This window comes from Coprococcus sp. AM11-30B (assembly GCF_027674365.1).
GTDB classification, from domain to species: Bacteria; Bacillota; Clostridia; order Lachnospirales; family Lachnospiraceae; genus Allocoprococcus; species Allocoprococcus comes.
The window spans coordinates 17,198-44,168 of sequence record NZ_JAQDVB010000014.1 but is presented as its reverse complement, the minus strand read 5'-3'; the positions used below and the strand labels follow the sequence as shown (position 1 = coordinate 44,168).

General features: G+C 41.8%; 24 protein-coding genes and 1 pseudogene. 1 reads left to right on the top strand and 24 read right to left on the bottom strand.

Translation table 11 applies throughout. The features are described 5' to 3' along the window. Positions 1-19 precede the first annotated feature (19 nt). From spoVT to rfbC, 3 genes are all read right to left on the bottom strand, one after another. Positions 20-568 carry a stage V sporulation protein T gene (gene spoVT / locus PGU50_RS10540; RefSeq protein ID WP_022220492.1) on the bottom strand — a complete coding sequence of 183 codons (549 nt, stop codon included), beginning with the start codon at positions 566-568 and terminating at the stop codon, positions 20-22. 104 nt (positions 569-672) lie between these two features. Next, on the bottom strand, positions 673-1,695 hold the full coding sequence (locus PGU50_RS10535) for an aminoglycoside phosphotransferase family protein (RefSeq protein ID WP_117823002.1): 1,023 nt from the start codon (positions 1,693-1,695) through the stop codon (positions 673-675). 1 nt (position 1,696) lies between these two features. After that, positions 1,697-2,191 (bottom strand): dTDP-4-dehydrorhamnose 3,5-epimerase, encoded by a 495-nt coding sequence (rfbC, locus tag PGU50_RS10530; RefSeq protein ID WP_442872532.1) that lies wholly within the window; start codon positions 2,189-2,191, stop codon positions 1,697-1,699. 206 nt (positions 2,192-2,397) lie between these two features. On the opposite strand from rfbC, the gene PGU50_RS10525 reads away from it, so the two are divergent. After that, the gene (locus PGU50_RS10525; protein WP_270246935.1) at positions 2,398-4,716 is read left to right on the top strand and encodes a rhodanese-like domain-containing protein; all 2,319 of its coding nucleotides are present in this window, start codon (positions 2,398-2,400) and stop codon (positions 4,714-4,716) included. 115 nt (positions 4,717-4,831) lie between these two features. Here PGU50_RS10525 and PGU50_RS10520 read toward each other — a convergent pair whose 3' ends face one another. The 21 genes and pseudogenes from PGU50_RS10520 to PGU50_RS10420 form a co-directional block, all read right to left on the bottom strand. Next, the gene (locus PGU50_RS10520; protein WP_270246933.1) at positions 4,832-5,740 is read right to left on the bottom strand and encodes a sulfurtransferase; all 909 of its coding nucleotides are present in this window, start codon (positions 5,738-5,740) and stop codon (positions 4,832-4,834) included. A gap of 110 nt (positions 5,741-5,850) precedes the next feature. Continuing rightward, a complete protein-coding gene (locus PGU50_RS10515) occupies positions 5,851-7,185 on the bottom strand; it encodes a glycosyltransferase (RefSeq protein WP_270246932.1) in 1,335 nt (444 codons plus the stop codon). After that, positions 7,185-8,114 (bottom strand): rhodanese-like domain-containing protein, encoded by a 930-nt coding sequence (locus PGU50_RS10510; protein WP_270246930.1) that lies wholly within the window; start codon positions 8,112-8,114, stop codon positions 7,185-7,187. The genes PGU50_RS10515 and PGU50_RS10510 overlap by 1 nt, the downstream gene beginning before the upstream one ends. Before the next feature lie 15 nt (positions 8,115-8,129). After that, complete coding sequence (locus PGU50_RS10505; protein WP_270246929.1) at positions 8,130-9,419, bottom strand: LCP family protein; 1,290 nt, start codon at positions 9,417-9,419, stop codon at positions 8,130-8,132. Beyond that, entirely contained in the window at positions 9,412-10,347 is a 936-nt protein-coding gene (locus tag PGU50_RS10500) for a glycosyltransferase family 2 protein (RefSeq protein WP_270246928.1), read from the bottom strand. Before PGU50_RS10500 ends, PGU50_RS10505 begins: the two co-directional genes overlap by 8 nt. Beyond that, positions 10,344-11,693 carry an undecaprenyl-phosphate glucose phosphotransferase gene (locus PGU50_RS10495; RefSeq protein WP_270246927.1) on the bottom strand — a complete coding sequence of 450 codons (1,350 nt, stop codon included), beginning with the start codon at positions 11,691-11,693 and terminating at the stop codon, positions 10,344-10,346. The genes PGU50_RS10500 and PGU50_RS10495 overlap by 4 nt, the downstream gene beginning before the upstream one ends. An 18-nt stretch (positions 11,694-11,711) precedes the next feature. After that, positions 11,712-13,505: a glycosyltransferase family 2 protein gene (locus tag PGU50_RS10490; protein WP_270246925.1), complete on the bottom strand. Its 1,794-nt coding sequence runs from the start codon at positions 13,503-13,505 to the stop codon at positions 11,712-11,714. Positions 13,506-13,508: 3 nt separating this feature from the next. After that, positions 13,509-15,965 (bottom strand): glycosyltransferase family 2 protein, encoded by a 2,457-nt coding sequence (locus tag PGU50_RS10485; protein WP_270246924.1) that lies wholly within the window; start codon positions 15,963-15,965, stop codon positions 13,509-13,511. 24 nt (positions 15,966-15,989) lie between these two features. Continuing rightward, positions 15,990-16,571 carry a hypothetical protein gene (locus tag PGU50_RS10480; protein ID WP_055247767.1) on the bottom strand — a complete coding sequence of 194 codons (582 nt, stop codon included), beginning with the start codon at positions 16,569-16,571 and terminating at the stop codon, positions 15,990-15,992. 9 nt (positions 16,572-16,580) lie between these two features. Further along, a complete protein-coding gene (locus tag PGU50_RS10475) occupies positions 16,581-17,318 on the bottom strand; it encodes an ABC transporter ATP-binding protein (protein ID WP_270246922.1) in 738 nt (245 codons plus the stop codon). An 8-nt stretch (positions 17,319-17,326) separates the two neighbouring features. After that, positions 17,327-18,103 (bottom strand): ABC transporter permease, encoded by a 777-nt coding sequence (locus PGU50_RS10470; protein WP_270246921.1) that lies wholly within the window; start codon positions 18,101-18,103, stop codon positions 17,327-17,329. A 139-nt stretch (positions 18,104-18,242) separates the two neighbouring features. Continuing rightward, positions 18,243-18,920, bottom strand: a pseudogene (locus PGU50_RS10465) (TIGR04283 family arsenosugar biosynthesis glycosyltransferase); the annotation flags it as partial. A gap of 5 nt (positions 18,921-18,925) precedes the next feature. Further along, positions 18,926-19,813 carry a nucleoside hydrolase gene (locus tag PGU50_RS10460; protein WP_270246920.1) on the bottom strand — a complete coding sequence of 296 codons (888 nt, stop codon included), beginning with the start codon at positions 19,811-19,813 and terminating at the stop codon, positions 18,926-18,928. A gap of 15 nt (positions 19,814-19,828) precedes the next feature. Beyond that, positions 19,829-20,854 (bottom strand): ABC transporter ATP-binding protein, encoded by a 1,026-nt coding sequence (locus tag PGU50_RS10455; RefSeq protein ID WP_270246919.1) that lies wholly within the window; start codon positions 20,852-20,854, stop codon positions 19,829-19,831. A 13-nt stretch (positions 20,855-20,867) separates the two neighbouring features. Continuing rightward, a complete protein-coding gene (locus tag PGU50_RS10450; RefSeq protein WP_270246917.1) occupies positions 20,868-21,677 on the bottom strand; it encodes an ABC transporter permease in 810 nt (269 codons plus the stop codon). 13 nt (positions 21,678-21,690) lie between these two features. After that, on the bottom strand, positions 21,691-22,554 hold the full coding sequence (locus PGU50_RS10445; protein ID WP_055158570.1) for an ABC transporter permease: 864 nt from the start codon (positions 22,552-22,554) through the stop codon (positions 21,691-21,693). Position 22,555: 1 nt separating this feature from the next. Beyond that, positions 22,556-23,815, bottom strand: a complete 1,260-nt coding sequence (locus PGU50_RS10440; RefSeq protein ID WP_270246916.1) for an ABC transporter substrate-binding protein — start codon at positions 23,813-23,815, stop codon at positions 22,556-22,558. Positions 23,816-23,920: 105 nt separating this feature from the next. Continuing rightward, on the bottom strand, positions 23,921-24,802 hold the full coding sequence (locus PGU50_RS10435) for a LysR family transcriptional regulator (protein ID WP_055158573.1): 882 nt from the start codon (positions 24,800-24,802) through the stop codon (positions 23,921-23,923). 18 nt (positions 24,803-24,820) lie between these two features. Continuing rightward, the gene (locus PGU50_RS10430; RefSeq protein ID WP_195488118.1) at positions 24,821-25,798 is read right to left on the bottom strand and encodes a (Fe-S)-binding protein; all 978 of its coding nucleotides are present in this window, start codon (positions 25,796-25,798) and stop codon (positions 24,821-24,823) included. Further along, positions 25,791-26,474, bottom strand: a complete 684-nt coding sequence (locus PGU50_RS10425; protein ID WP_022221077.1) for a TIGR04282 family arsenosugar biosynthesis glycosyltransferase — start codon at positions 26,472-26,474, stop codon at positions 25,791-25,793. Before PGU50_RS10425 ends, PGU50_RS10430 begins: the two co-directional genes overlap by 8 nt. Beyond that, entirely contained in the window at positions 26,475-26,909 is a 435-nt protein-coding gene (locus PGU50_RS10420; RefSeq protein ID WP_270246915.1) for a C-GCAxxG-C-C family protein, read from the bottom strand. Positions 26,910-26,971: the final 62 nt, after the last annotated feature.

Genomic DNA, 26,971 nt, shown 5'->3' with positions numbered 1-26,971 from the left:
ATTCTTATGAAATATTCCTTTACTGTTCCATCTGTCGTCCCAGAAATCCTGCTGCGCAGAGTATCATCTTCTGTTCCAACTCACCGGGTTTTTTCCTGCCATCCTTTGCCAGGATCACGACAGAACCGATCGCATCTCCGGCGCAGATGATCGGACTTACCACCTGCCATTTCAGTTCTGCATTCTGTCCCGACACGATGACCGTGAACTTCCGATCCATAGAGGATGCCAGAAACTGCTCCCTTCTTGCGATCACTTCCGCAAGCTGTCTTGTGATCAGCTGTTCCTGAAATTCTTTCTTCCCCGGTCCTGCTGCTGCAATCACCTGATCTGTATCTGTGATACACACCAAATATCCAAGCGTCTGTGCCAGACTTTCCGCATATTGGTCTGCAAAATTTCCCATTTCCCCAAGCGGTGAGTATTTTTTGAGAATGATTTCTCCTTCCCGGTCGGTGAAAATTTCAAGTGCATCACCCTCACGGATACGTAGCGTGCGCCTGATTTCCTTCGGAACGACAATTCTGCCAAGATCATCGATCCGGCGGACAATTCCTGTAGCTTTCATATTGATTCTATTCCTCCTGTGTTCCACATATTTTCCATATTTTATTCGATATGGGTAGTATGTGGAAATACGCAGAATTTTATTACTCCGTATCCCTGAAATCTTTATTTATAATATCTTTCTTCGATCATATCCAGAAAATCCCTGTTTAAATAGTCTTCCATCTTTTTAAATGTTTCTTCGTTGCGGATCAGTCTTCCCGGCTCCTGATATTCTACCCACGCCATTGCACACCATGTAATTCCCCTGAGACACGTGATCGGAATAAAAATGTTCAGACGTTCTTCGATTCCACTCACATCAAATCTGCCATTTACCGCCTGGATATATTTTCTTGTAAAATCAGCCATCTCTTCTTCTGTCAGAATCACATCTGTTTTCCAGAAAGTTGTCGTTGGTGCAAGGAAATGCCCCAGATCCTGAACCGGATCACCATAAAGCGGCTTTTCCCAGTCAACCAGATAATTGTCTTTTCCTGCGCCATTCATCAGGAAATTTCCCGAATTCAGCTCTGTGTTAATACAGCATCTGTATCCACTATAATCCCGGATCTCATTGATCTTCTCCTGTCCCAGCTCCAGAAGACGCCGGATCTGTACTTTTTTCTTTTCTTCTCCCAGATCAGACTCGTAGTATGTCTGCACCATCTGATTACATTCATCCAGAATCGCCTGCAGTGGATTCGATGGCGATATCAGTCCATCCGTTTCTTTTACCGGAACACTGTGGATATCCGCAAGACATTCTGCCGCTTCCATCAGATTCTTCCGATAATCCAGTGCACTCCCTTCCAGAAACTCCATAACCATCACACCATACGGCAGTTCCTTCTTACTTCCATCTACAAAAACCGGCACTGGCGTCCGTCCTGAATCCGCCAGGAGCTCCAATGCATGATATTCGTATTCAATCTGATTTTCCAGATGCATCTGGCTTCCTGTATTGACACGAAGCACCAGTTTCTTTCCGGTCAGTGGGTGTACGAACCAGTAGTTGATATTATATTCGCCCTGTGCCAGTGGCTGATAGGCAATCTGAATTTCCTTCTGCTCTTCTTTCCCGATCCCGATTCCTTCCAGATAATGTTCTGTCTGTACATATTCTTTTAATCCCTGAATTCTTTCCATCTTATTCTCCCAGCCTTCCCCACTTTTTATCTTTTTCACTCATTCTGTATGGCACATCAAGCTCTGGCCATGCAACGTTGATCGTCGGATCGTTCCAGGCAATCCCGCCCTCATCATCCGGATGATAAAAATCCGTACATTTGTAGCAGAATTCTGCCTGGTCGCTCAGCACCAGAAATCCATGCGCAAATCCTTCCGGAATGTAAAACTGCTTTTTATTCTCTTCCGACAGTTCAATTCCATACCATTTTCCATAGGTGGCACTTCCTTTCCGGATATCCACCGCCACATCAAATACGGTTCCCCGGATCACCCGGACTAGCTTTCCCTGCGGATATCTCTTCTGAAAATGAAGTCCTCTCAGCACTGCTTTTCCAGAACCGGACTGATTATCCTGTACGAACTTCATCGTAAGTCCGGCTTCCTCCATATCCTTCTGATTATAAGTTTCCATAAAATATCCACGCTGATCACCATGCACCGACGGTTCGATCACGCAGAGTCCTTCTATTCCACCTGCATTTTTTTCTACTTTTATCTTTTTATTCTACCACGAAACAGCAGTTAGTTTAATAAAATCTCTCAATTATACCTATAGATTTTATCTATTCCGTTTTTATATATAGATTAAAACAATTATGAAATTTTTGTAAAAACTGTTACAATGTAATCGTAACCTATTTTTGAGAGTAAGGAGGAAAAATGAAAAGAAAATTATTACCAGTATTTCTGTCTTTCGCATTACTTGCGAACGGCTCTTTGACAGCTTTTGCCGCTGATCCGGTTGCTGATGCCGTTACAGAAAGTGATGTGCAGACTACTGTTTCTGAAGATCAGGAAAACCAGGAAGAAGTAACAGTTCCTGAAGGGGAATCTTCTGAAGAAGAAGCTTCTACTGAAGCTGATGATTCTAAAGAAACTTCGGATGTTATTACTGATATCGCTGGTCGCTACACGGAACTTGGCACAGATGGTAATCCTATAGACGGATCAAAAGCCATCGAAAATGCAAAAGCCGGCTCTGGTGTTATCGTAGATGTACGCACACCTGAAAACTACAACAAGGGACATATTGAAGGTTCTATTTCTGCACCAGTATTTACTTCAGATGGTGTTGTTAACAGTTCCGATAAACCTACCGCTATAGCTTTCACAGAAACTGTAACCGGAAATTCCGCTCTTGAAGGAAAAGAAATCTATGTTCTCTGCAACAGTGGAAACGCAGGTGCAAAAGCTGCTACCGTTTTATTAAACGCTGCAGGATATTCTCTTGACAACATTCACACTATTACTTACGGAGCAACAGGCCTTGAAGTACGCTACGCTTTCCTTGGAACAAACAACGCTGTAACCGGTGCTGAAGCCGTAGCTGCTGTTGATTCATCTGATGTAGTAATCCTCGATGTTCGTACAACAGAAAACTATGCAGAGAGACATCTGAAAAATTCTATTTCCCTTCCTGTTTTCTATTTGAATGAAGAAGGCAAGCAGATTGTTGCTCCAACAAATCAGGACAAATATGCAAAAGTTTTTGCTGAATATGTGAAAGCCAATCTTTCTACATTTACCGGCAAAAAAGTATACGTCCTCTGTAACAGCGGCCAAAGAGGTGCAAGAGCCGCCACTGCATTACTTGCAGACAACGGTGTTGACAAGAACACAATCTACACCATTACCGGTGGTGCAGGCGATGAAACAGTAAAAAGTGCTTTTGTAACTGTAGACGGCTACAAATTCGTAAGCGGAACTGATGCTATTGCCGCTGCAAAAGACGGAAGTGCATACATTATTGATGTACGTTCTTCAAACGCACAGACAAAGACAGGTACTTTGAAGGGATCTATTTCTCAGTCTCTGTTTGATAATAACAACAAACTTGACACTGCTGAAGCGGAAGCGCTTGAAAATGCTTTCATAAAAGAAATTCCTTCAAAAATAACAGAAGACAAACCAATCTACATTATCTGCAACAGTGGTGCAAGAGGTGCGCAGAAAGCAACTCTGCTTCTTAACAAACTTGGCTATAACACAAGCATCAAAGAAGATGGTAAAGTATACACCATTGAAAACGGTGCAAAAGGTCTGGAACTTCTGTACGCAATGTCTGGAACAGACGGAAATGCCGTAGACGGAAAAACAGCTGTTGCTGCTGTCGGAAAAGACGACGTAGTAATCCTTGACGTCCGTGCGACAGGTAACTATGGAAGTGGACACTTAAAAGGCTCTATGTCAACACCTGTATTCAATGCAAACGGAGTTGCCAAAACTACAGATGACCAGCTTTCCAAAGATTTCACAAAATATGTAACAGACAACAAAGCCACTCTTGAGAAAAAAGAACTCTATCTTCTCTGCAACAGTGGTGCAAGTGGTGCAAGAGCTGCTACTGCTTTATTAAAAGCTGCCGGATATGATCTTGCAAAAGTTCATACCATCACTGGTGGTGCAAAAAATGAAGATGTAAAAGCTGCTTCCATTTATGTATCTGATACTCATGTGATCAACAAAATGTCTGATACAAAGAATTACCTGATCCTTGATGTACGTTCTACAGAATCTTACACCAAAGGACACTTAAAGGGATCCCTTTCCCTTCCACTTTTTGACAAAGATAACAAACTTCCGGATGATCTTGCAAAAGCATTTACAGAATATGTAGCTGCTCACAAAGCAGATTTTGAAGGAAAAACAATTTACGTTCTTTGCAACAGTGGAGCAAGAGGTGCTGCAAAAGCAACTCAGCTTCTCAAAGAAGCCGGAATCACTAACGTATTCACCATCGAAAACGGTGCAAAAAGTGAAGTGATCCAGAAGCATTTTGTAACAGATCCTGTCGCTGATCCTGATACAAAGAAAGACAACAATGGCAAAGATAGCAATAAAAACCAGAATAACGGTAAAACCACTACTGCTGCTACAACAAAGACAGGAGATACCGCTCCTATCGCTTCTCTCGCAGTTGCAATGCTCGCTGCTCTTGGCGCAATCATTGCATTCGGTAAGAAAAAAATTGTAAAATAATAATTATTCCCAAAAAGGTTACAAAAGCGGGACGCTGACTAAATTGCCAACGTCCCGCTTTTTCAAATCCATTCATATTCATACGATGTTCAGATCTCGTTGATCTGCTTCTCTTTTATTTCTCCAGATTTCCTTCCACACACCATCTGTAGAAAGATTCGTCATAGTTCTCTGAATTTTCAAAGCCACACATTTCCATTACAAGCTGCATATAAGCTGAACGGATTCCTCCGGTACAGTAAGTAATAATATGATCCTCTTTTGAAAGTCCTGCATCTTCAAACATCTTGGTCAGATCTTCATTACTCTTTAATGTACTGTCACTGTTAAATAAATCCGTATAACGGATCTGGATTGCCCCTGGAAGATGTCCCCCATTTGCCTCCCCATACATTGTCTTTCCATTGTATTCTTTATCTGTACGGGTATCCACAATTTTACAGTCGTCATAAATCTCTTTCAGCTCATCCGTATTGATCACATGCGTTTCATCAATCGAATCAATTTCTACCGATACCGGTTTCGGCTCTGCTGCTCCTTTGACAGTCTCAACTCCTGCTGCTTTCAGTGCTTTGATCCCGCCATCTACGATTTTCACATCCTCATAGCCTGCCGCGATCAGCTCCCATGCAATCCTGCCATCTTCTCCCCAGCCTTTCTCCGCATTTGAAAAAAGCACGATTTCCTTATCTTTTGCCAGCCCAAGCTCTCCTAATCTTTCGCTCAGGCGCTTTGTATCAAGAATACATCCCCAGTTTGCATCCCCCGCTTCCCCGTCTTCGCAGGTTGCCAGATACTGCCATGTCGTTGCCACTGCACCTTTTACAGTACCTTTTTTCGCCTCATCTTCACCTCTTGCATCCACTACGATGATATCGTCCAGATTTTCTTTCACATAGTCGGCGGTTACTACATACTTTCCTTCAAATGGTTCACTGCTGTCTGATTCCGAATTCTTTGCACCACATCCTGAAAATGACGAAAGCGCAAGAATTCCTGCAAGAAATAATGCTGTTCTTTTCATAATCTTTTCTCCTCGTCTAATCTTCTTTCTTCTAACTATAACATATCTGCAATCTATTCACTAATTGATTGTCCTTATCCCGGATTAAGTATATTCATCTTTTCTATAAATTATTTTTTCAGCAGACGCATGATTTTTCTCATCGGTTCTGTTATTTTCCAGCTGGTTGAATTTGCATATATCTGGATCATTTCATCCTGCTCTCTGATCTTATCCTCATATTTCTTAAGCTGCCCTGTTTTCTGTTCCATCCGTCTGCCAAGTTCATCCAGCTGTTTTTCATAATGCGCGGTCTGCCTTCGCTGTCCTTCTATATATTCCTGCTGCTGTTCAATCGCTGCATTTTGTTTTTCAAGCTGTTCTTTCTGCTGCCCGATATACTCATCTTTCTGTCTGATAATATCTTTATAATACGCCAGTTGCTGGCTTCCTTCTTCAATTTCACTTATAAGCCATGGCGTCTTATACATATGCTCTCCAGTCCACTGATACAAATCAAAAATATCCATATGAAAATGCGCTCTTAAAGTTTCCATTGCATTCTCTTCTCTCATAGCCCTCTCCAGCATTTCCATCCCTGCCGCTTTCAGTCCTGGCTCTTTAGTTGTACATTTCATCAGCCAGAATGCCTTTTCAAATTCCAGTTGTAAATGTGATGTAGAATCCGGATTCTGAAAATCTCCCCTGAAAAACTGGAAAAAATTTTTTTCAGACATCTTTTCAATGTAGTTTTTTCGGATCATAACAGATTCATTAAATGAACGCACCGAATTTTCTCTTGTCGACATGCTGATCTGTTTTTTCCCTTTTATATCCCACTGAAACCGAATCAGCCGTTCCTCCAAAATCGTGATCTCTGACTCACTTACAAGCCGAAGCCACAGGTCATAATCCGCCAGCTGACGATACAAAAGATTGAAATATCCAATCTTGTCCAAAACGGATTTTCTGACCAGCGCCGAAGGATGACAAAGAAAATTCCCAGATTGCAGAAGCGTATGCAGATATTCGTTCTGTGTCGTACACTTTCTGTCAAAAAGTGCTGCCATATCTCTGCATTCTTCCGATATCTCATTGCCGCTCTCATCTACCAGATACACTCTTGTAAAACATGCACCAAGCATTCGGTTCTGTTCCATAACTGACACCTGTTTTTCCAGTTTATCCGGCAGCCATGCATCATCGCTGTTCATAAATGCCACATAGTCTCCTTGGCAGTGATCAAGCCCATGATTTGCCGCATAACAGTAAAACGAATTCTGATCCAGTTTAAAATATCTGATCCGTGGATCCTGATAGCTTTTAATCAGTTCTTCTGTTCCGTCGGTCGATCCGTCATCTACGATGACAAATTCAAAATCCGGATACGTCTGACAAAGTACGCTGTCAATCGCCTGTTGCAGGCAAAATCTCCGGTTATAAGTACACATCAAAACGCTAACCATTATTCTACATCTCCAACAACAGTCCATCTCCAGAATGACTGATCATAATTGTATGTATGTTCAAATCCACACATTTCCATTACCAGCTGTGTATATGCCGAGCGGATTCCTCCTGTACAATAAGTGACGATCTCATCATCTTTAGACAGTCCGGCATCCTCAAACATTTTTGTCAGTTCTTCATTGGATTTCAGATATCCTGCATCATTGAACAGATCTGTGTACCGGATATGAATTGCTCCCGGAAGATGTCCTCCCTTTGCTTCATCATACAGAATTGCTCCTTCATATTCTTCATCAGTACGCACATCCACAATTTTGTACTCGTCATAATTCTTCTGTAATTCTTCGGTTGTCATCACATGGGAATAATCAATTTCATCGATTTTTACTTCTGCCGGTTCCGGTTTGGATGCGAGGAACTGTGTCTTGATTCCACTGTCTTTCAACGCCTTCCATCCGCCATCTACCATCTTCACATCTTCATATCCGGCTGCCCGGAGTTCCCAGAGAAGTCTCGCATCATCTCCCCATCCATCTAGGGTCTCACCGATCAGAATAATTTCTTTATCCTTTGTAATTCCAAGATTGCCAAGAGTCTCTTCCAGCTGTTCCGGCTCCTGGATGCACCCCCATTTCTCATCTCCCTGCTTTCCTTCTGTAATACTCCAGTCCTGCCATACTGTAGCAATTGCACCTTTTACAGTTCCAAGGATTGCCTTTTTTTCTCCCCTTCCATCTACAAACAGCGTATTTTCATCTCCAACCTTGCTGATTGCATACTCCGGCTCAACAATCCACTCTCCTACAAAATGATTTTCATCAGATTTCTCTGCCCTACTTTCTGTCTTCTGTTTCTGTCCACATCCTGTCAGACCAATTGTTGCAACAAGCAATACACTGCATAACCACTTTGTTCTTTTTCTCATTTCCTTTTTCCTCCTCTAATCATCACCGTAATAGTAATCTTCCTCATAGTAATCCGGTGGTGCTTCTGTATCCGGCTGCTGCGGTTCTGTCACTGCCTGCGAACCCGAACCACTGTCTCCCGATGAACTGCCGGAATCCGTTCCTGCATTTCCATCTTCCGTTACTTTTATATTTGTTTCTGTATGATTTGTTTCCTCAGATGTCTTATCTTCCGATTTTTCATCCTCTTTTTCAGTTTCGTCTGCTTCCTCATATTTTCCACTGGAAAGCGCATCGTTTATTTCATCATCAATTCCTTTCACCGTCCCGGATACCTGATAATCTGTATCTCCAAACAGGAACTGATGTACCTCGGCAACATTGGATGCCAGTGTATCTGCAATTTCTGTACTTCCCACTCTAGAAAGCATTTTGGAATATCTTACATTTGGAAATCCAAGTGTTTCACCTACTCTATATTTTTGAAAATCTTTCGCATAATTCAGAATTTCAGTAAAAGAAAAATTGGTTGCAATCTGTGGAAAAACACTGTCAGCAATCTTATTGATCGTCGTCAGGTCCATCTGCTGCAGCTTCTGCATGATATTCAGAAGGACGATTCTCTGACGCACTGTACGCTGCGCGTCTCCACCATCTGTATAACGGATTCTCGCATAAGAAACCGCCTGTACTCCATTCAGATGATAGCTACCTCCGACTTCCGGCTCAATCTTCTTATAACTTTTTCCGGTTACTTCAGAAGTCTCCACACAATAATTATTCATGTGGACTACTTCTGCATCAGTCAGCTCCAGATCCATTCCTCCCACCGCATCAATTACATCGACTAAGGCATTAAAGTTCACAGATACATACTTCTCAATGTTCATATCCATGTTCTCATTCAAAAGAGCAACACCCCCATCCGGTCCGAAATAAGAATAGGCTGCATTCGCCTTATTATAACTTCCATCTTTCAGCCGCATAAAAGTATCACGGTACACCGATACCATTTTCACTTCATAAGTTTCCTGATTCAAACTTACGATCATGATCGTATCACTTCGATTTCCTTTATCTAGTGACCCATCCCTAGAATCCAGCCCGAATACTGCCACATTCAGATATCCGCTTTTATGCTCCACCTCTTCTGTAATAGACTCTTTCAACGTTTCTTTTTTTACTTCAATCTTCTGAATTTTGTTCACTTTACTGGCAGCATATCCGAATACGGCACCTGCCGCCCCCAGAACAAGTGTCAACACTACGCAAATAATCACTATTATCTTTTTCTTCCATGACCATCCTGCAATTTTTTTAAGCATCCTCATCATTCCTTCCTCTCCAGTAATTATGATTCATTGTCAGTTTCATGATGAAACTTTCCGGTAATTGTCGGTAATGTTTTCCCATCTGGTAGCCCAGATATTTGCACCCGCTTTCCACAAACAGCTGTATAATCTGCAAATATTTTCTTTCTTTTAAAAGCTTTTTCACAAGTGTGCAAATAAGGTGTATGCCTTCTTTCTCTGACTTTACTTTTTCAAATATTTCTGGATGACATGCCTGCGATACACCCTGGTCAAAATTTCTCCTTATCAGCTCTCTGTAAGTATACTCATGAGAATGAATCACCCGTGCATCTGCTTTATAAATAATCTTCCATCCATTTTGGATTGCTCCTGCTGCAAAGATCAAATCTTCATTGAAGATGGCCGGATGCGGAAATCCTCCCAGTTCCAGATAGACTCCTCTCCGATAAGCAGCACACACATTGGAGCAAAAATAAGTTTTTATTCCCAGTTTTGGCAAATCCTTCTGCGATTTAATCTGGCTTTTTGGGGGATAATTGAAAACTCTCGTATATTTTTCCAACAGGCCACAGTTCTGACCCGGTATCTGTCTGGCATAAGCTGCCACAGCATCCGGATGCTCATTTAATACTTCTGAAAGCTTTTCCAAAAGAAACGGATCTGCCGGAACTGCATCCTGGGTCATCATGACCACAATATCTGCATCTGACATCCAGATTCCCTGCTCTCTGGTTCTTCCATGATCAAATTCTTTTTCCAAAATCGGAATCTCTGTAACAGAAACCCGGTCTTTACAAACCGAAACATCCAGCTTTATCCCATCCCTGGTGTGTAACAGAATGATTTGCTCCGGAAGGTGCGTCTGTCTGCAGAGCCTGTACAATACTTTATGCAGTTTTTCTGTCGGTCTGTAGACCGGTATGATCACATCTATCTTCATCTTCCGTCAAAAAATCCTTTAAAAATTGTCAGAATCAATATTTTCATATCAAATATCATTGTCCAGTTCTCAATATAGTAAAGATCATATTCGATCCGCTTCTCAATGGAAGTATCTCCCCGGTAGCCATTGATCTGCGCCCATCCAGTCATTCCCGGACGTACCTGATGTTTTACCATATAACGTGGAATTTCATCCCGGAACTTTTGCACAAACTGCGGTCTTTCCGGTCTTGGTCCCACCAGACTCATCTCCCCTTTCAGCACATTAAAAAGCTGCGGCAATTCATCTATACTTGTTCTGCGGATCAGCTTTCCAACCGGTGTAATCCTCGGATCATTCCTGGTAGACCATTCTGCTTTTTCCTTTTCTTCATCCTGCATGATCATAGACCGAAATTTGTACATATAAAATACCTGGTTATGCAGTCCAACTCTTTCCTGCCGGTAGATCACACTCCCTTCCTCTGTCAAGGCAACCACCAGCACAGTAAGCAGCATGACCGGTGAAAAAAGAATGATTGCAACCGTTGCCCCTATCAGATCAACTGCCCTCTTTGCCACCCTGTTCCGCATGATATTCAGTGGAACTCTGCGGACATGAATCACCGGAATCCCCTGCACATCCTCAATATAAGGCCTGGTAGAAATCACATTTCCAAAATCAGGAATCATTTTCGTGTGTACCCCTGCCTTCTCACAGACATCCACAATCCGCTCCAGTTTTCCATAATCCTCCGCACGAAGCGCAATCACAACCTCATCCAGTTCATTCCCCTCCAGTATTCTTTCCAGTTTCTCTTCATCTTTCAGATGGGCAAACACTTGATATCCCCACTTTGGATTCTCTCTCAGCCTGTCCATATACTGTTCTGCCATCTGACTCTCTCCAATCATCAGGATATGTTTCTGATTCAGTCCCTGCTTTCGCATTTTCCACAAAATTGTGCGAAGCAGATATCTCGAAGCAAATTCCAGCGAGATGTTTATAAAGAAGAAAATACACAGCATCTGTCTTGAAAAATGCTCCTGCTTTATAAAATAAAGTACCAGGATAAAGATCATAAATCCAATTCCATTGGCACGGATGATATCCATCAGCTCCTTACGGTAACTTTTTACCCTCCTCGGCATATAAAGCTGAAAAATACTATACAAAAGCAGATATCCAGGGATTATTAAAAACAAAGCTGAAAAATACGTTTTCGCCGGCAGAACTCCTGCGTCCTGCACAAAAAGCCCACTTTTAAATCTCAGATACCATGAGAAAAAATATGTAGCACCAATGATTCCCGCATCCATACATACCTGCGCTTTATTTAACATCCGCTGATTGTTCTTTATCAAAATACCACCATCTTTTCTCTATCCATCTTCTTTTTCACGCAAAGAATAATCACACTTCACCAGCGTAAGATTAGGATTGTACATCGGATCTCCTTTTTCCATGATTTCAGACCAGTTCCGGCGTACATAATCAATCTCACACTGATATCTTCTGATCTTTTCCTCATTATCTTCTGCCCCTCTCGATCTGGATTCATAATGATACAGTTTCACATAAGGATCATACACTACAAGATATCCACATCTGCGTACCTTCAGACAGAAATCAATATCATTGAACGCCACTGCAAGTTGCTCCTCAAATCCACCCACTTCTTCATATACAGAACGCTTTACCATCATACAGGCTGCGGTCACCGCTGACAAATCCTGCTGAGTACTTGCTTTGTGCAGATACCCGGAATAACCTTTTGGAAGTCCCCGGAACATATTACCAGCAATTCCCCGAATCCCAACAATGACTCCAGCATGCTGCACCTGACCATTTGGATAATAAAGCTTTGCTCCGACAATCCCGACTTCTTTTCTCTGGCAGTTCGCAAGCATTTCTCCTAGCCAGTCCTTTCCAATCACTTCTGTATCATTATTCAGAAGTACCAGATATTCTCCATCAGTCTCGCTTACTGCGTAGTTGTTGATCGCCGAATAATTAAATGATCCCTCCCACTTCAGAATCCGGATCCGGTCTGACTCTATTGTTTTATAATAAGCAAATGTTTCCGCTTTTTCGCTGTTATTTTCGATAATTATGATCTCATAATTCTTATAATCCGATCTGGAAATCGATTGTAGACATTTCTCCAAATCTTTTATATGATCTTTATTGGGAATCAGAATGGAAATCTTTGGATTCCCCTGCATCTTATACCGGACACGATAAAACCCTCTATCCAGTTCCGGTAAAACTTCTGCATGTTCACCACATCTTAGCAGATGTGCTTCTATGGCACGCTGTCCAGCCTCAAATGCATAAGTTTTACTGATTGGATTGTCCGCAGTAGAAACCTGATGTACCCTCCAATGATAAAGAATCCTCGGCACATGCGCCATTATCGTTTTTTCCACACAGCGGAAAACGAGATCGTAATCCTGTGCTCCGTCAAAATCACTTCTTAATCCACCTATTTCTTCAATTAGACTTTTTTTTATCACGCAAAAATGACAAATATAGTTATTGGCTCGCAACAGATCCAGATTAAAATCTGGTTTAAAATGCGGCTGAAAATGTTTTTTCAGATCTGCCGTCACTTTATCTTCATCTGAATAAAGAAGTCCGACCTCCGAATACTCATTCAACTTCTTTACCATCTCGTACAATGCATCCGGCGCGAGCAGATCATCTTGATCCAAAAAACCGATATATGTTCCGGTAGCTTCCTTTATCGCTGCATTTGTATTTTCAGAAATTCCTCTGTTTTCTGAAATACCGATCAGGTGAATCGCTTTTTCTTTGAACTCATCCTCTTCCAGAATTTCTTCCATTCTGTGTCTCTCTTCATCTGAAACAGTCATACATAATTCCCAATTTTTATACGTCTGACGGCATACAGACAGAATCATCTGTCTCAAAAATTCTTCCGGTGCCTGATATACCGGCACGACAATACTGATCAGGGGTGCATACGCAAATGCTTCCTGCCTTTGACTTTCCAATTCCTCTTCTGTTCGTCTGTGATTCTCATACCATTTTTCATAATCAATCTTCTGAATACGGATTCTTTCTTTTAATCGTATCAGAAATTCTTTTGGTCCAAAGTACCGCAGATATACGAATCCTTTTTTTACCCGATACAGAGACATTTTATTGAACATCTCCTATCTCCTCTCCACTTTTGCCAGATGATTCAGTCCAAAATCATTATGATCCAGTGTCAGATTCGGACTGTAATATGGATCACCCTTTTTCAGGAAATCTTTCCACCTTGTCTGAAACAGATTTACTTCTCCGTGGAAACGTTCGATTTTCTCTTCCGTATCTTCATATCCTCTTGACTTGGATTCATAATGAATCAGTTCCGCATATGGATCATATACGATCAGATATCCGGCTTTTCGTATTTTCAGGCACAGATCTACATCATTAAATGCCACCGCAAACTTCGAGTCAAATCCTCCAACTTCTTCATACACCCGTTTTTTCATCATCATACAGGCTGCGGTCACCGCACTCAGATCATGGACCACCTGCGCCCTCGCAAAGTATCCCGGCGAATCTCCGTCTATGCCAAGGAATGCATGTCCTGCCACTCCTCCAAGTCCGATGATCACTCCTCCATGCTGAAGCGTTCCATCTTCGTAATACATTCTCGCTCCGACAGCACCTACATCCTCCCGCATACAATAGCTCAACATTTCTTTAATACAGTCATTGCCGATCATTTCTGTATCGTTGTTCAGAAACAGCAGATATTCGCCGGTCGCATGATCAATTCCATACTGATTGATCTCCGGATAATTGAATCCTTCTCCTTTCCAGTACAGAACCTTAACTTTTGGATACTCATGCATGATCCTTCTATAATCTTTAAACGTTTTCTTTTTCTGGCTGTTATTTTCTATAACAAGAATTTCTATATTCTCATAGGTATTTTTTTCCCGGATCGATCGCAGGCATTTGATCAGATCATCTGTGTGATCTTTGTTTGGAATAATAACCGATATCTTAGGTGTTTGTTTTACCGGATATTTCGTCCGGTACATTCCCGGATACTTCGTTGGAATGACTTCTGCTTCAATTCCCATTCTTCTGTAATGCGCTCTTACCGCTTTTGCACCTGCATCCACAATATAGGATTTATTGTCTGCACTGCCTGCTGTAGATCCTTCGCATGCTCGCCAGTGATATAGGATTTTCGGTATATGCCGGATCTTATCGGTCTTCTCAACACACCGGAGTACAAAATCATAGTCCTGTGCACCATCGTATTCGCCGTTCAACTTTCCTGCCGCCTGATATAATTCCTTTTTAACAACCACCAGATGACAGAAATAATTTGTTGTACAAAGCATATCTGGATTAAAATCCGATTTGAAATGAGGGAAGAAATACTCTTCTCCATCCATCGTAATCTTATCTTCATCCGTATAAATAAGCTCTGTATCCGGATATTCATTCAATTCTGCCACACACTCATACAATGCGTCCGGTGTCAGCAGATCATCATGATCCATAAAAGCGATATAATCTCCCGTTGCCATATCCAGTGCCACATTTGTATTATCCGAAATATGCAGTTGTTTTTTATTGTCCTTCACCCGGATTCGGCTATCCTTCTTTGTGTATTCTTCCAGAATCCCTGCAATCGACGAATCTTCCCCGCTTCCATCTGAAAGACAGAGCTCCCAGTTCTGATAGGACTGTCCTCTTACAGAATCCAGCATTTCCCGCAGATATCTTTCCGGTGTCCGGTAAAGAGGAACAACAATCGAAATCTTCGGCATCCGGGTAAATTGCTTTCTCTTCTGCCGGTACAGTCTGATCCTGGACGGCTCATGTCTTCGCAGCCATTCTTCATACTCTGTACCGTTTTTCCCACTCAATTTGTCACCCGCCCTGATAAACGCTGCACGGATTCCAAACTGACGATAATAGATTCTGACTTTGCGAAAATCATCCAGCATTTTCTGACGTCGCAGTTTTCTTTTGAGATTCATGATCTCTTCCGCATTTTTCTCTTCTTCTTCAAAGCATACTTCCAGTTTTCGCGGAATACCTTCCTCATAAAATGCCTTAAACCCGGCAATCTCTTCCTTTTTACATTCCGGATACTCTCGCAGCACATCCAGACGCCGGATTTTTTCTTCTTTCATCTCCAGTTCATTCTGATTCTCATCCAGAAACCGAATCGATGCATTTTTCCTTCTATAATACCATCCCTCGACTGAAAATCCTTTTTCTTCAGTATTCACCTTATCTATGCTGTTTGCCAGCCATTTCTCCAGATTCTTCAATTCACTGACTGCAAAGGTCTTCATCAATTCTTCTTTTCCACGATACGACTGCAATACTTCCAGTCTGGACGCTTCTCTCCAGTCTTTCGGAAGATGTATCCAAAGAAAAAACTGTTTGGTTATAAGTCTTTTTCTTATCTTACGGAACTTCAACGGATGAAGACGGATTCCATCCGTTGTATAAAATAGTTTCTTTCCATCCAGCCGGATTTCAATCCGGTTTCCATCTGGTCTGTTATCCAGAAAATATCCCGTAATAAGTAATCTGTCTTTTTCTTTTACATGAAACCGACATGTTGCGATATAAAAAGCATTTTCCATTTTTCAAATCCTCTCACTTCCACACTATCTGGAAAATAACCAGTTCAAAAACTGAAAGAAAACACAGATATACAATACTAGCAGCAGAAATACGCAAAATGTTTCTATATCGAACCGATATGTAACCGTCTTTAAAATTAAAGTTCCTTCACTTTCTTCACTATTTATTTTCAAATTTGTTCCTTCCTCTGATGTCTTTTCCGTATAAAGTGCAATAGAATCTTTTTCAAATACTACTTTATACGCCTTCCCCCTGCATCTGGTTACCGTATCAAACGAAAATTCATTGAATTTGCCCGTTTTTATATCTCCCACCTTCTTCACAGATTCCGCAACCGTTTCTCCATTTTCACAATCCTGAAGATAAATTCGGATCTCTGCTTCTGGATCTTCCTGCAAATTCTGGCATTTCACCTGAATTCCATCCAGCGAATCTTCCTCACAGATAAACTCCTGTGTTATCTGACTCTGTGATCCGTCCAGCATGATATACTGATCATTTTCAACCGTCCGGTCATAAATCGCATGGGTCTTATGAATATGTCCATAAATAAATGCAATCAGAATCAGTATAATAACTGCTGCCATCTTTTTTATTTTTTTCATTTTTCCCTCTTATTCTGCTTCCTGATATTCTCTGCACAACTCATCTGCATCCCCGATACTGCGAACTCTTCCATGTTCCAGCCATACAATTCGGCTGCACAGATTTCTCACCTGCTCCATATTATGCGAAACAAACAAAATCGTAGCTCCATTCTCCTTCATCCGGTTAATTCTTGCTTCACATTTCTGCTGAAAATGGAAATCGCCTACCGATAATACCTCATCCACGATCAGAATATCCGGCTGTCCGATTGTTGCTACCGCAAACGCGAGACGCGAAAACATTCCCGATGAAAAATTTTTCACCGGTACATCCATAAACTGGTACAGTTCTGAAAACTCTACAATCTCTTCATAGTGCTTCTCCAGATATTCCCTGGTATATCCAAGCAGCGTCCCGTTCAGAAATACGTTCTCCTTTGCAGTCAGGTCAAAATCAAACCCTGCTCCCAGTTCGATCAGCGGCGCGATCACACCGGAAGTCTTAACGCTGCCACAGGTTGGTTTCATGACACCGGCAATGATTTTCAACATCGTACTTTTTCCACTTCCGTTTACACCGATCAGTCCCAGTGTTTCTCCTTTATAGACTTCAAACGACACATCCTGCAGTGCCCAGAAATCCTGATAGGTAATCTTTTTCTTTACTCTCTGTATAAAATATTCCTTAAATCCATCAAATTTCTCTGATGCCAGACTGAATTTGATGGAAACATCTTCTACTTTTACAATTACTTTTTTCTCCATCCTTACTCCTACAAATCAAAGATAAAACCATCCTGATGCTTATAAAAAAACCAGCATCCCACTCCAAGACACAGTACAGCTTCTGCTGCTGTCACCAGAAGCATCACCAGACCTGGAAGTCTGCCATAGATCACAACATTCCGGAACATGATCAGAATACTGGTCAGAGGGTTTATCATTACCAGATGGTATAACCATTCCGGCAGAATCGACATTGGATAGATAACCGGTGTCAGATACATCAGCACTGCCATCAGCACCGAATACAAGTGCAGAACATCCCTGTATTTCACCGCAATCGTCGCCAGAATCAGTCCAATCCCCAGAGCCAGAACCACCAGCAAAAAAAGTGGCACAACTGAAAGAAGCATTGTCCAGTGAAGCTCCGCACGCATACCGATCATAATCAGAAATAACGCTGCACAGGATGCCATCAGATTGATCAGACTGGAACACACCCTTGACATCACGAATACATATTTCGGTACATACACCTTCTTTATCAGAGATGCACTCCCGATAATTGCTGACATTGCATTTGTCGTAGCGTCATTGAAAAAGTTAAAAATAACCTGCCCACATAACAAATACAACGGAAAATTCTCTATATCAAATTTAAACAGATTTGAGAAAACGATGGATAAAACCGTCATCATAAGAAGTGGATTCAGCAGTGTCCATAAAACCCCCAGTATGGAACGCCGGTATTTCACCTTCACGTCTCTTGAAACCAGTTCTTTTAAAAACGGCTTAAATTTGACAAAATTTTGAATATAAACTGACATATTTTCTTCCCCTTTAAATTATAATTATATTATTTTTTCAGTCTTTATTCAATCAAATCCCTTACACTTATCATTGATTTTCTCTATTTCTTTTATTGATTTTCCGAATAAGTAAAGGAGTCTGCATAAAGCAGACTCCCTAACGGACATCCTTATATAATTTTGCAATCTCTTCTGCCGGAACACCATCCCGGTACATGGCTCTCAGCCGGTTCATAAGCCACATTACTTTCAGCTTTTCGATTGTATTTCCGCCAAATCTTCTGTCTGAAGTATAAATCCTGTGTCTTGTCATCCCGAGCGGAATCCCTTTTTCTTTGAGGATCAGTGAAAACTGATAATCCTCCAGAATCGGCATCTCCGGAAATTTTCCCACTTCAAAAAACAACTTCCGGTCAATGAAAATCCCCTGGTCTCCAAACATTACTTTTCTGTCTTTAATCCTGTGATTGGAGATCACCCTGCAGGTGAACATAAAAAAGTTATATGAATGAAATGCAATTCCAAAACACCCTGCCCGGTATTTTTTCATTACAGTCTCAATCTCTTCTAATGCTGTAGGTGGAACTTCACTGTCGCAGTGCAGGAAAAAAAGTACATCTCCACTGCTTTCTTCCGCTCCCATGTTCATCTGCTTTGCCCTTCCTTTCGGGGACTGAATCACCGGATACCGGTCCTTCAAAAGTGCCAGTGTTCCATCCGTGCTTCCCCCGTCTACAAACAGAATCTCACATCTTTCATTCAGCGGCTCCAGTGTCTCCATCAGCCTTTCAATTGTCGATTCTTCATTGTATGTTGGTATAATAATTGATATTTTCATCTCTACTTCACGGTTTCAATTTCTACGTTCATCCAGGTATCATACAGATTTCTACGGAACTCGTCCGCATCTCTGATCACCGGGATCTTGAGGGTGCAGTTCTTTTTCGTTTCATCCTCTGCCAAAATCAATCTTCCCTTTGTAAGCTTTTCTGTTGACAGCTGCATGTCCACTCTCTGTATCTCAAAAAGTTCCGGATGCATCAAGTAAGCCGCAGCAATCGCATCCCAGTTATAATATCCGGGAATTCCATATTCATCCCAGTTATTGTCAAACCAGTAATCCGTCTCATTCTTGATCAGCCTTACAACTCCCTTACTCAGATCCGAAAGTTCTCTTTCATACTCTTCTCTTGTAAAAAGTACCTTCAGGCAATTATTACCCGTAATAACCGCAACATCCGTTCCACTGGTAAGTGTCGTATAAGTTGCCAGCGGATCACAGGAGAAATTAAGTTCATCCATTTCCCGCTTTGCAAAGATCAGTGGTTCTGTTGTTCCTCCCATCAATACGATACTCTTCACCTGATGAAAAAACTCAGGATTGTGTTTCCAGGCTCCATAAAGATTTGTCACGGAACCCGTCACCAGAATTTCCAGCTCCCCGGCATATTTTTCTGCCATCTCGGCAAGATAATGTGCCGCTTCACTTTCGGTTTCTCCCGGTGTTGCTCCACCTTTGTAAACGCGCAACTCGTCATGCCCGATTTTCTTTACAAACTTCTTTGTATTTTCGTAAACCTTCTCTAGCGTATTGTTCCCATAAGTTGTCGTCACTCCCAGGACCTCTGCTTCCGGATCCCCCAGAAGATACAGCAGTGCCAGTCCATCATCTACATCACACCCGTTAATTCCAAACGTACAGTCACAATCATGAATTATTTTTCGCATACCATTCTCCTTTTATCACTTCTGAAACAAAATCCCCTGTCTTTCATCAATTTTGATGCCAACCAGTTCTCCTGTTTTTACCCCCAGTTTCATCCAGTCACGGTGAAGCATCCATACTGTCAGCTTTCCATCTGCATACTTCAACAGGATTTCTGCTGTTTCCCCCTCAAACATAACTTCTTCAATCTGATACATTCTTTCCGTCTCATCTACGGTCAGCGTGATCGCCGATGGTCTGACCATCAGTTCATACTCTCCTTCCGCTTTCTGCGTCTCAAATGAAACTGCCCGGCTTACGAATCTGCCATTCTCCACTTTCCCAAAAATATAATTTGTCTGTCCCATATAATCTGCCACCGCTCTGGACTCTGGATGGTAGAACATCCTCTCCGGCTTATCATGCTGAAGCACTTCTCCAGCTTTCATCAGAGCGATCCGGTCAGACACTTTCATCGCTTCTTCTTTATCATGCGTGACCATAACGACCGTAAGCCCCATCTCATGATGCAGCTTTCTTACCAGATCTGCCATCTCGCACCGCAGATTCTCATCCAGGCTTGAAAATGGTTCATCAAGAAGAAGAATTTTCGGATCTGCCGCAAGCGCTCTTGCCAGCGCGACCCTCTGACGCTGTCCACCGGACATTTCCCGGATCTTACGCTTCTCAAATCCTTCCAGCTGGACAGCTTTTAACAGTTCTCCTACCTGCGCCTGCTTATCTTTTTTCGGGATTTTTTTCAGATCCATCGAAAAGCTGATATTCTGTTCTACCGTCATATGCGGAAACAGTCTGAGATCCTGAAAAACAATCACGGTTCCTCTTTTTTCCGGTGCAAGATTTGTAATCGATGTGTCATCGATCCGGATATCCCCTTCCTGCGTTTCAAGAAGACCTGCAATGCTTTTTAACAGTGTTGTCTTTCCGCAGCCTGAGGCGCCAAGAAGCGAAACAAATTCTCCCGTTCTAATCTCCAGATTTATATTCTTCAGTATTCTTGTCTTTTGTAAATCTACACAAAGTTCTTTAATTGTAAGACTCATGTGCTCCTCCTGCCTAATAATATTCTACTTCCTGTGCCTTTGTAAAACGTCCCACGATCCATTCCAGTATTCCAAACACCAGAAGCATGATCACCAGGAATATCACACTGTAAATGCTGGCAAAATTACGTTCTCCGCTTCCGAGATATGGAACCATGACGATTGCAAATGTTTTGACATTTCCCCCGCCGATCATCAACGTCAAGAAATACTGACTGAACGAAACAACAAATGCCATCGAAAACGCAGAAAGCATGACCGGAAACAGATTCGGAAGTGTCACTTTAAAAAACGCCTGAAGCGCACCAGCCCCCAGAACTCTTGCCTGCTCCTCCAGCTTTACCCCAATTGCTCTTGTTCCATCCTGCATCAGCGTAACTGCATACGGAAGAGAACAGATCAGATGGACAATAATGACTCCCTGAACGGTTCCGCTTAATCCACATTTGATAAAGGTAATCTGAACCCCCATCGCAAACACGGTTCCCGGAACAAGAAACGGAAGCATCGACATAAATGAAAACAGCCGCTTTCCAAAAAAGTCATAGCATTCCAGCGCCCTCGCCGTCATTGTTCCAATCACAACCGACAGGAACGCGACCGAAGCCGATATGAAAAGACTGGACATACAAAGTCGCACAAGCTGCTGCCTGTTTCTCAGTATTCCATTCACCGCTCTCATAGAAAATTTCTGTGGTATGAGCGACGGCCACGCCCATCTCTCAGTTCCCACCCAGACAAGGATTGTAAGGATCGGTACGATAACCAGGAAAATAAAAATGCCTATGATCAGGCCTTCCCAGATGTTCTTTTTTCTTTTCATCTTCCTATTCCTCCTAACCTGCCAGCTTCTTCGTGCTCCGGCGAAGTAATATGTAATATAAAACTGCTGCAATCAGAGAGATCACGATCAGGATTCCATTGATCGCCATCGCATACGGTCGCGCCCGCAGATCCGGCTTGGTATATTCCAGATAAGCCAGAACCGGCAGCGCCTTTGGTGTCGTTGCTCCAAGTATGAACGGCAGCTCATATGCTCCAAGTGCAAATACAAAGATGATCAGGAAACCACTGAGCACTGTATTCATACATAAAGGAAGCGTTACTTTCATGAAGGTCTGAAGTTTATTCGCTCCAAGATTGGCCGCTGCTTCTCCAAGACTGCCATTGATATTCGCCATCAGAGCAATCACAAAATAGATTATGAATGGAATTTCCTTCCACAGATAGGCAAGAATTACACCAAGTCCATATCTGTCATAGATCAGCATCGGAAACTGCTGCTGATCCGTAATCAGTCCTGCATTTGCAAGGATTCTCGCAAGGATTCCATTTTGCGAAAGAATGTTTACAATAAAGAGTGCCACAACAACATGGGGAACAATGATCGGAATCTGAACGATCCGCATAATGATTCCGCGCACTTTTCCGGCACTCACCAGAACTGCACACAGAAATGTTCCTGTTACTGTGGCAAGAAAAGCCGACATAAATGCAATGTACATACTATATTTTAATGACTGCAAAAGATCCGGCCTTGTCAGTACCTCCTTATAATATTTCAGCGTCGGTTCCGTTAACCCAAAAGCTGGAATCACCCCTAAACTTTGGATGATTCCAGTTCCCAGACCAATAATAAAAACTACGCCTAATATAAGTTGCGGCACCAACAGTATATAAGGTGTCATTTTTTTCTTCATTTTATTTTCCTACTACTTCCTCTGCCCAGATCTCTTCGATGATCGGTACAAGTGCGGAAGGCATTTCCGGAAGACGTTTTGATAAAAGTTCATCCTGAGAGATTACTCCCTTACCGATTTCAACTTTATCAAATGCTTCTTTCTGTGTATCGTTTAATTTTTTGTAATCTACAACCGGAATGGTACGGATCTCTGTGAAACGATCTGCCTGTACTTCCGGATCCATCATCTCGTTGATTGCTACCTGGGCTCCTGCTACGTTTCCTGAATTTGCTGCAATTGCAATGTAATTTGTATTTCCAATTGTTCCTTTATCGAACTGGAAGGATTGAGATGTTTCTGTGTAAGTACCATTTTCAATATTGGTAGCTGTTGAATATGCACTGTAAGAGATATCCATTACAACTTCTCCGTCAGAGTACATATTGGTCAGTGCCGTAGAATCCTTCGGGAAAGTCTTTCCTTCATTCCACAGGTATGGATTCAGTTCACGCAGATATTCAAGAGCTGGCTCAATTGCTGCTTTTACAGTCTCTTTATCAGCTTCCATATCCATGAACTGTTCATATCCGCAGATATCGTAAATCACATTACGAACAAATGCACTTCCTGTAAAGTCAGGTAATGCAGGATAAGTTACTTTTCCTTTGTTCGCTTTGCAGAACTCCATGAACTCATCTGTGTTTGTCGGAAGATCCGGTGTTACTGCTGTATCTGCGATCATAACAAGCTGTGCTTTTCCGTATGGAGCTTCATATCCCTCAATCGGAAAGCAGAAGTCTGCATTTGTCTCTTCATCATCTGTATCAATATAAGACTGGAAGTTCGGAAGTTCTTCTGCAAACGGTCCGTAAAGCATGTTGTTTTCTTTACAGGTCTTGAAGTTTTCTCCATTAATCCAGATCATATCGATATCGCCATCTTTTTTATCTGTTGAAATTTCACCGGAAAGCTGACTTAAAATCACATCAATATCCATCGGTACACGTTCCAGTGTGATGTCATATTTTTCTTTCAGACGCGGTGCATAGTAGTTGTCAAGCCAGTCATTTAAGCTATCATCTCCGCCCCATCCGTAAAATGTAACGGTTGTACCCTTGGCTGCATCCACCATTTCATCGAAGCTCATATCCTCTACGGCTTCGGTTGTCTGCTTGGTTTCTTTGTTGTCTGCTTTTTCTGTCTTTGCGCTGTTTCCACATGCTGTTAAGGAAAACGCCATCACAGTACTTAAAAGCAGCGCTGCAATTCTCTTTTTCATTAAAATTTTCCTCCTTCATTTTCTCCGTCCTTCATTATAACAAATTATTAACAAAAAGCACGCTGTTTTTCATTCCTGCTTTGTTGTTGCCCCGCAACACTTCGTTTAGCTATTGTAATTTTCTATATACTTATAGAATTTTTCTACCGATGATTCCATTGCTCTGTCCTTCAGCGTAAGAAGACCGATTTCCCAGATCATATCATCTTCTGCGAAAGGAATCATGACTAGCCCCTCTGTATTCATATCTTCATGGACAAAGTCAATCGTCACAGAAATCCCTCTCTTCAGCCGGCACATTTTATAGCAGAGATCAAATCCATTTGTCTCAAATACAATATCCGGTTCAAATCCCCGGTTCCAGCATCTGCTCTGAATAAACTCATTGAGTTTAAAACTGCTGTTTTCAAGATAAAGAGGCTCGCCTTCCAGATCCAGAATAGTTGCTTCTCTTTTTTTCGCCAGAGAATGTTCTTCATAGACCAGAAGCCCCAGACTGCATTTTTTTAAACTTTTCATATCAAAACAATCTCCTGCAAATGGTCCAATCGACAATGCCACATTCCCTTCTTTGTCAAGCAGCATTTTCTCTACGATCCGATCCGGATATTCCATATAAGAAAATGTCACATTCGGATATTTCTTCTGAAATTCCAGAATACAGTCTGGCGTCAGGTAACGCAGGATATCATAGGCAACCAGAAGTTCTACTGTCCCTTCCTCACTCGCACGTATCATATCAATTTCTTTTTTCAATTTGTCATATTCGCTAAGAACCGTATTCGCATAATCATACAGCCTCTGTCCGCTCTCTGTCAGTTCTATCCCGGAGGCAACCCTGTCAAGCAACGTACATTCCAGTTCATTTTCCAGATTTTTCAGTACACGGCTGAGTCCCTGTGGTGACATAAAAAGCTCTTTTGAAGCCCTCGCAAGACTTCCTCTTTGACAAATCATCCGAAATTCCTCTAATTCTTTAATCGTCATTCTTTTCCCACGACTCCCCTATTTAAATTTACATTTTGCCCGATTCAAAATAGGTGTTTTCCCAAGAGGTACCTTTTCATCGATTCCCATAATAAGCGGTAGCAAATGCTTTGCATCTTCATATCCTCTCCTTCTGAAACTACAGATGCACGAAGCGCAATATGTATAAAGTTCCGGCTCCCTCGATGCTTTTACACGGTCTGTCAGTGCCTGTGCCACATCCGCTTCTTTTCCAGCTGCGCATCCACCAAGCCCGCAACACTGTACATCTCTGAATGCATCTTCTACCTTTCCGACAAGGAATGGCTTCATATCATATTCAAACTTTCTGTCTTTTCGGTCCGGACATGGATAATACATTGGAATCCTATCTTTTTGATAAATATTTCCAATTTTAAGCTCTGCCATTTTTTCGTAAACACTGATAATCTCCGCATCCAGTCGTCCTTTTAAAAAATAATAGCAGTTCGGACATGCCATGATCACCTGTTCTACTCCTGACTCTTTTAATTTCCAGTTGATTCGCTCAATGATCCCCGCTGCCTCTGAAACAAGTCCCAGTTCTTCAATCGGTTTCCCACAACAGTCATATACAACTCCCACATCATATTTTGCGAATTCTTCCACCAACTTATCTGTCGTTTTCGGAAAAAAAGACGGAAAATTACATCCCGTAAAAAAAACTGCTTTCTTTTTTGAATGGCGGTAATTTGCAAATTTGTACGGATTCTTTTCTAAGAGCAGTCCGTCATATGAATTATCAAGAAGCTTCCCACCTCCGTCTTCAACCAATTTTCTCCGACTGTCAAGTGCAATCTCTTTTCCATCAATTCCTTTTGGACAGACACACCCGCAGGTTCCACACAAGAAACAATGATATGCCAGCTCCGGTTTTTCTTTTAATACCGGCAGATCAATTCCGTATTTTTCCAGAAACAGACAACTTCTGGTACATTTTCCACAATGGATACATGCATCCAAATCCCACTTATTCATAATTTTTATCCAGCTTTCCTTTCAGTCCCAGTTCCAGATAATCAATCGTAATTGGACAGTTACAAATTGCTCCCTTTTCAATATCCTCATACAGGTGGTACAAATCTCCCTTATCATCCACATCATAATACATCTGACCTACCGCCGTAGAGAGCTTCTCATTTCTCATGTGCTGTAAGGTATCATAAATAACTGTATTCGTTCCGTATCGTTCAATTTTCCATATAGAATCATATTCTTTTTTCATTCCGATCAGATAGTACCCTCCATCAAATGTAGGATGAATCACAATATCTTTTCCCCCAAGATTATCAAATGCATTTTTCAGTGTTTCCGGGTGAATCTGCGGAATATCTGTCCCGATCAGAATTACTTTCTCATACCCCATTCTCAGTACGATTCCAATCGCATTCTTCATCCTTTCACCAAGATCATCACCAAATTGTGGAAGACATACTGTCTCATTATCAAGAACTTGCTGTAGTAGCTTCTTTTCATCCTTTGGTGTAAAAAACACGAAAATATCCGCATCCACCTGCTTTGCTTTTTCATATATATCCTTTACAAAGCAGGCATGCAGACGCGCGCACTCTTCCCCAGTTAGAAAAGGCATCAGCCTGGTCTTTGTCTGTCCTGGTATCGGCACCCTCGTAAATAAAATAAGTGCATCTTTCATCTATAATATTTCCTCCAACATTTCAATCACACTTCCCACTACTTTAGGACAAAAATCCAGCATTCTGCCACTCGAAAGTGCTTCTTCAAGCTGTTCCGGAAGCGATACATCATAGCCTAGTAACTCTTTGCAACTGTTTGTTGCAAACTTTTCCAGAAACAATGCTCTAAATTCTGCATATTTGTTCATCATTTCTTCTTTTTGCCGAAGCAGAGTATTCACATCCCAGTGTCCATATTTTAATCCAACAACCATGATTGCTCCGGTAAATGCACCGCATGTATCCCCATGCATCATTCCACCTCCAAAACAAGCCGAGACTTTATTCGCCATCTCTTCCGTAATCCCAAGTCTCTCTGCGAAATAAGACAGAACGACCTGAGAGCAATCATATCCTTTTATAAATTTTTCCCGAATCATACTTTCTTCTATCATTTTTCTCTCTCCTTTGTCATCTTACATCACTTTTTCATTCTAACATCAAACCAGTCCTATTT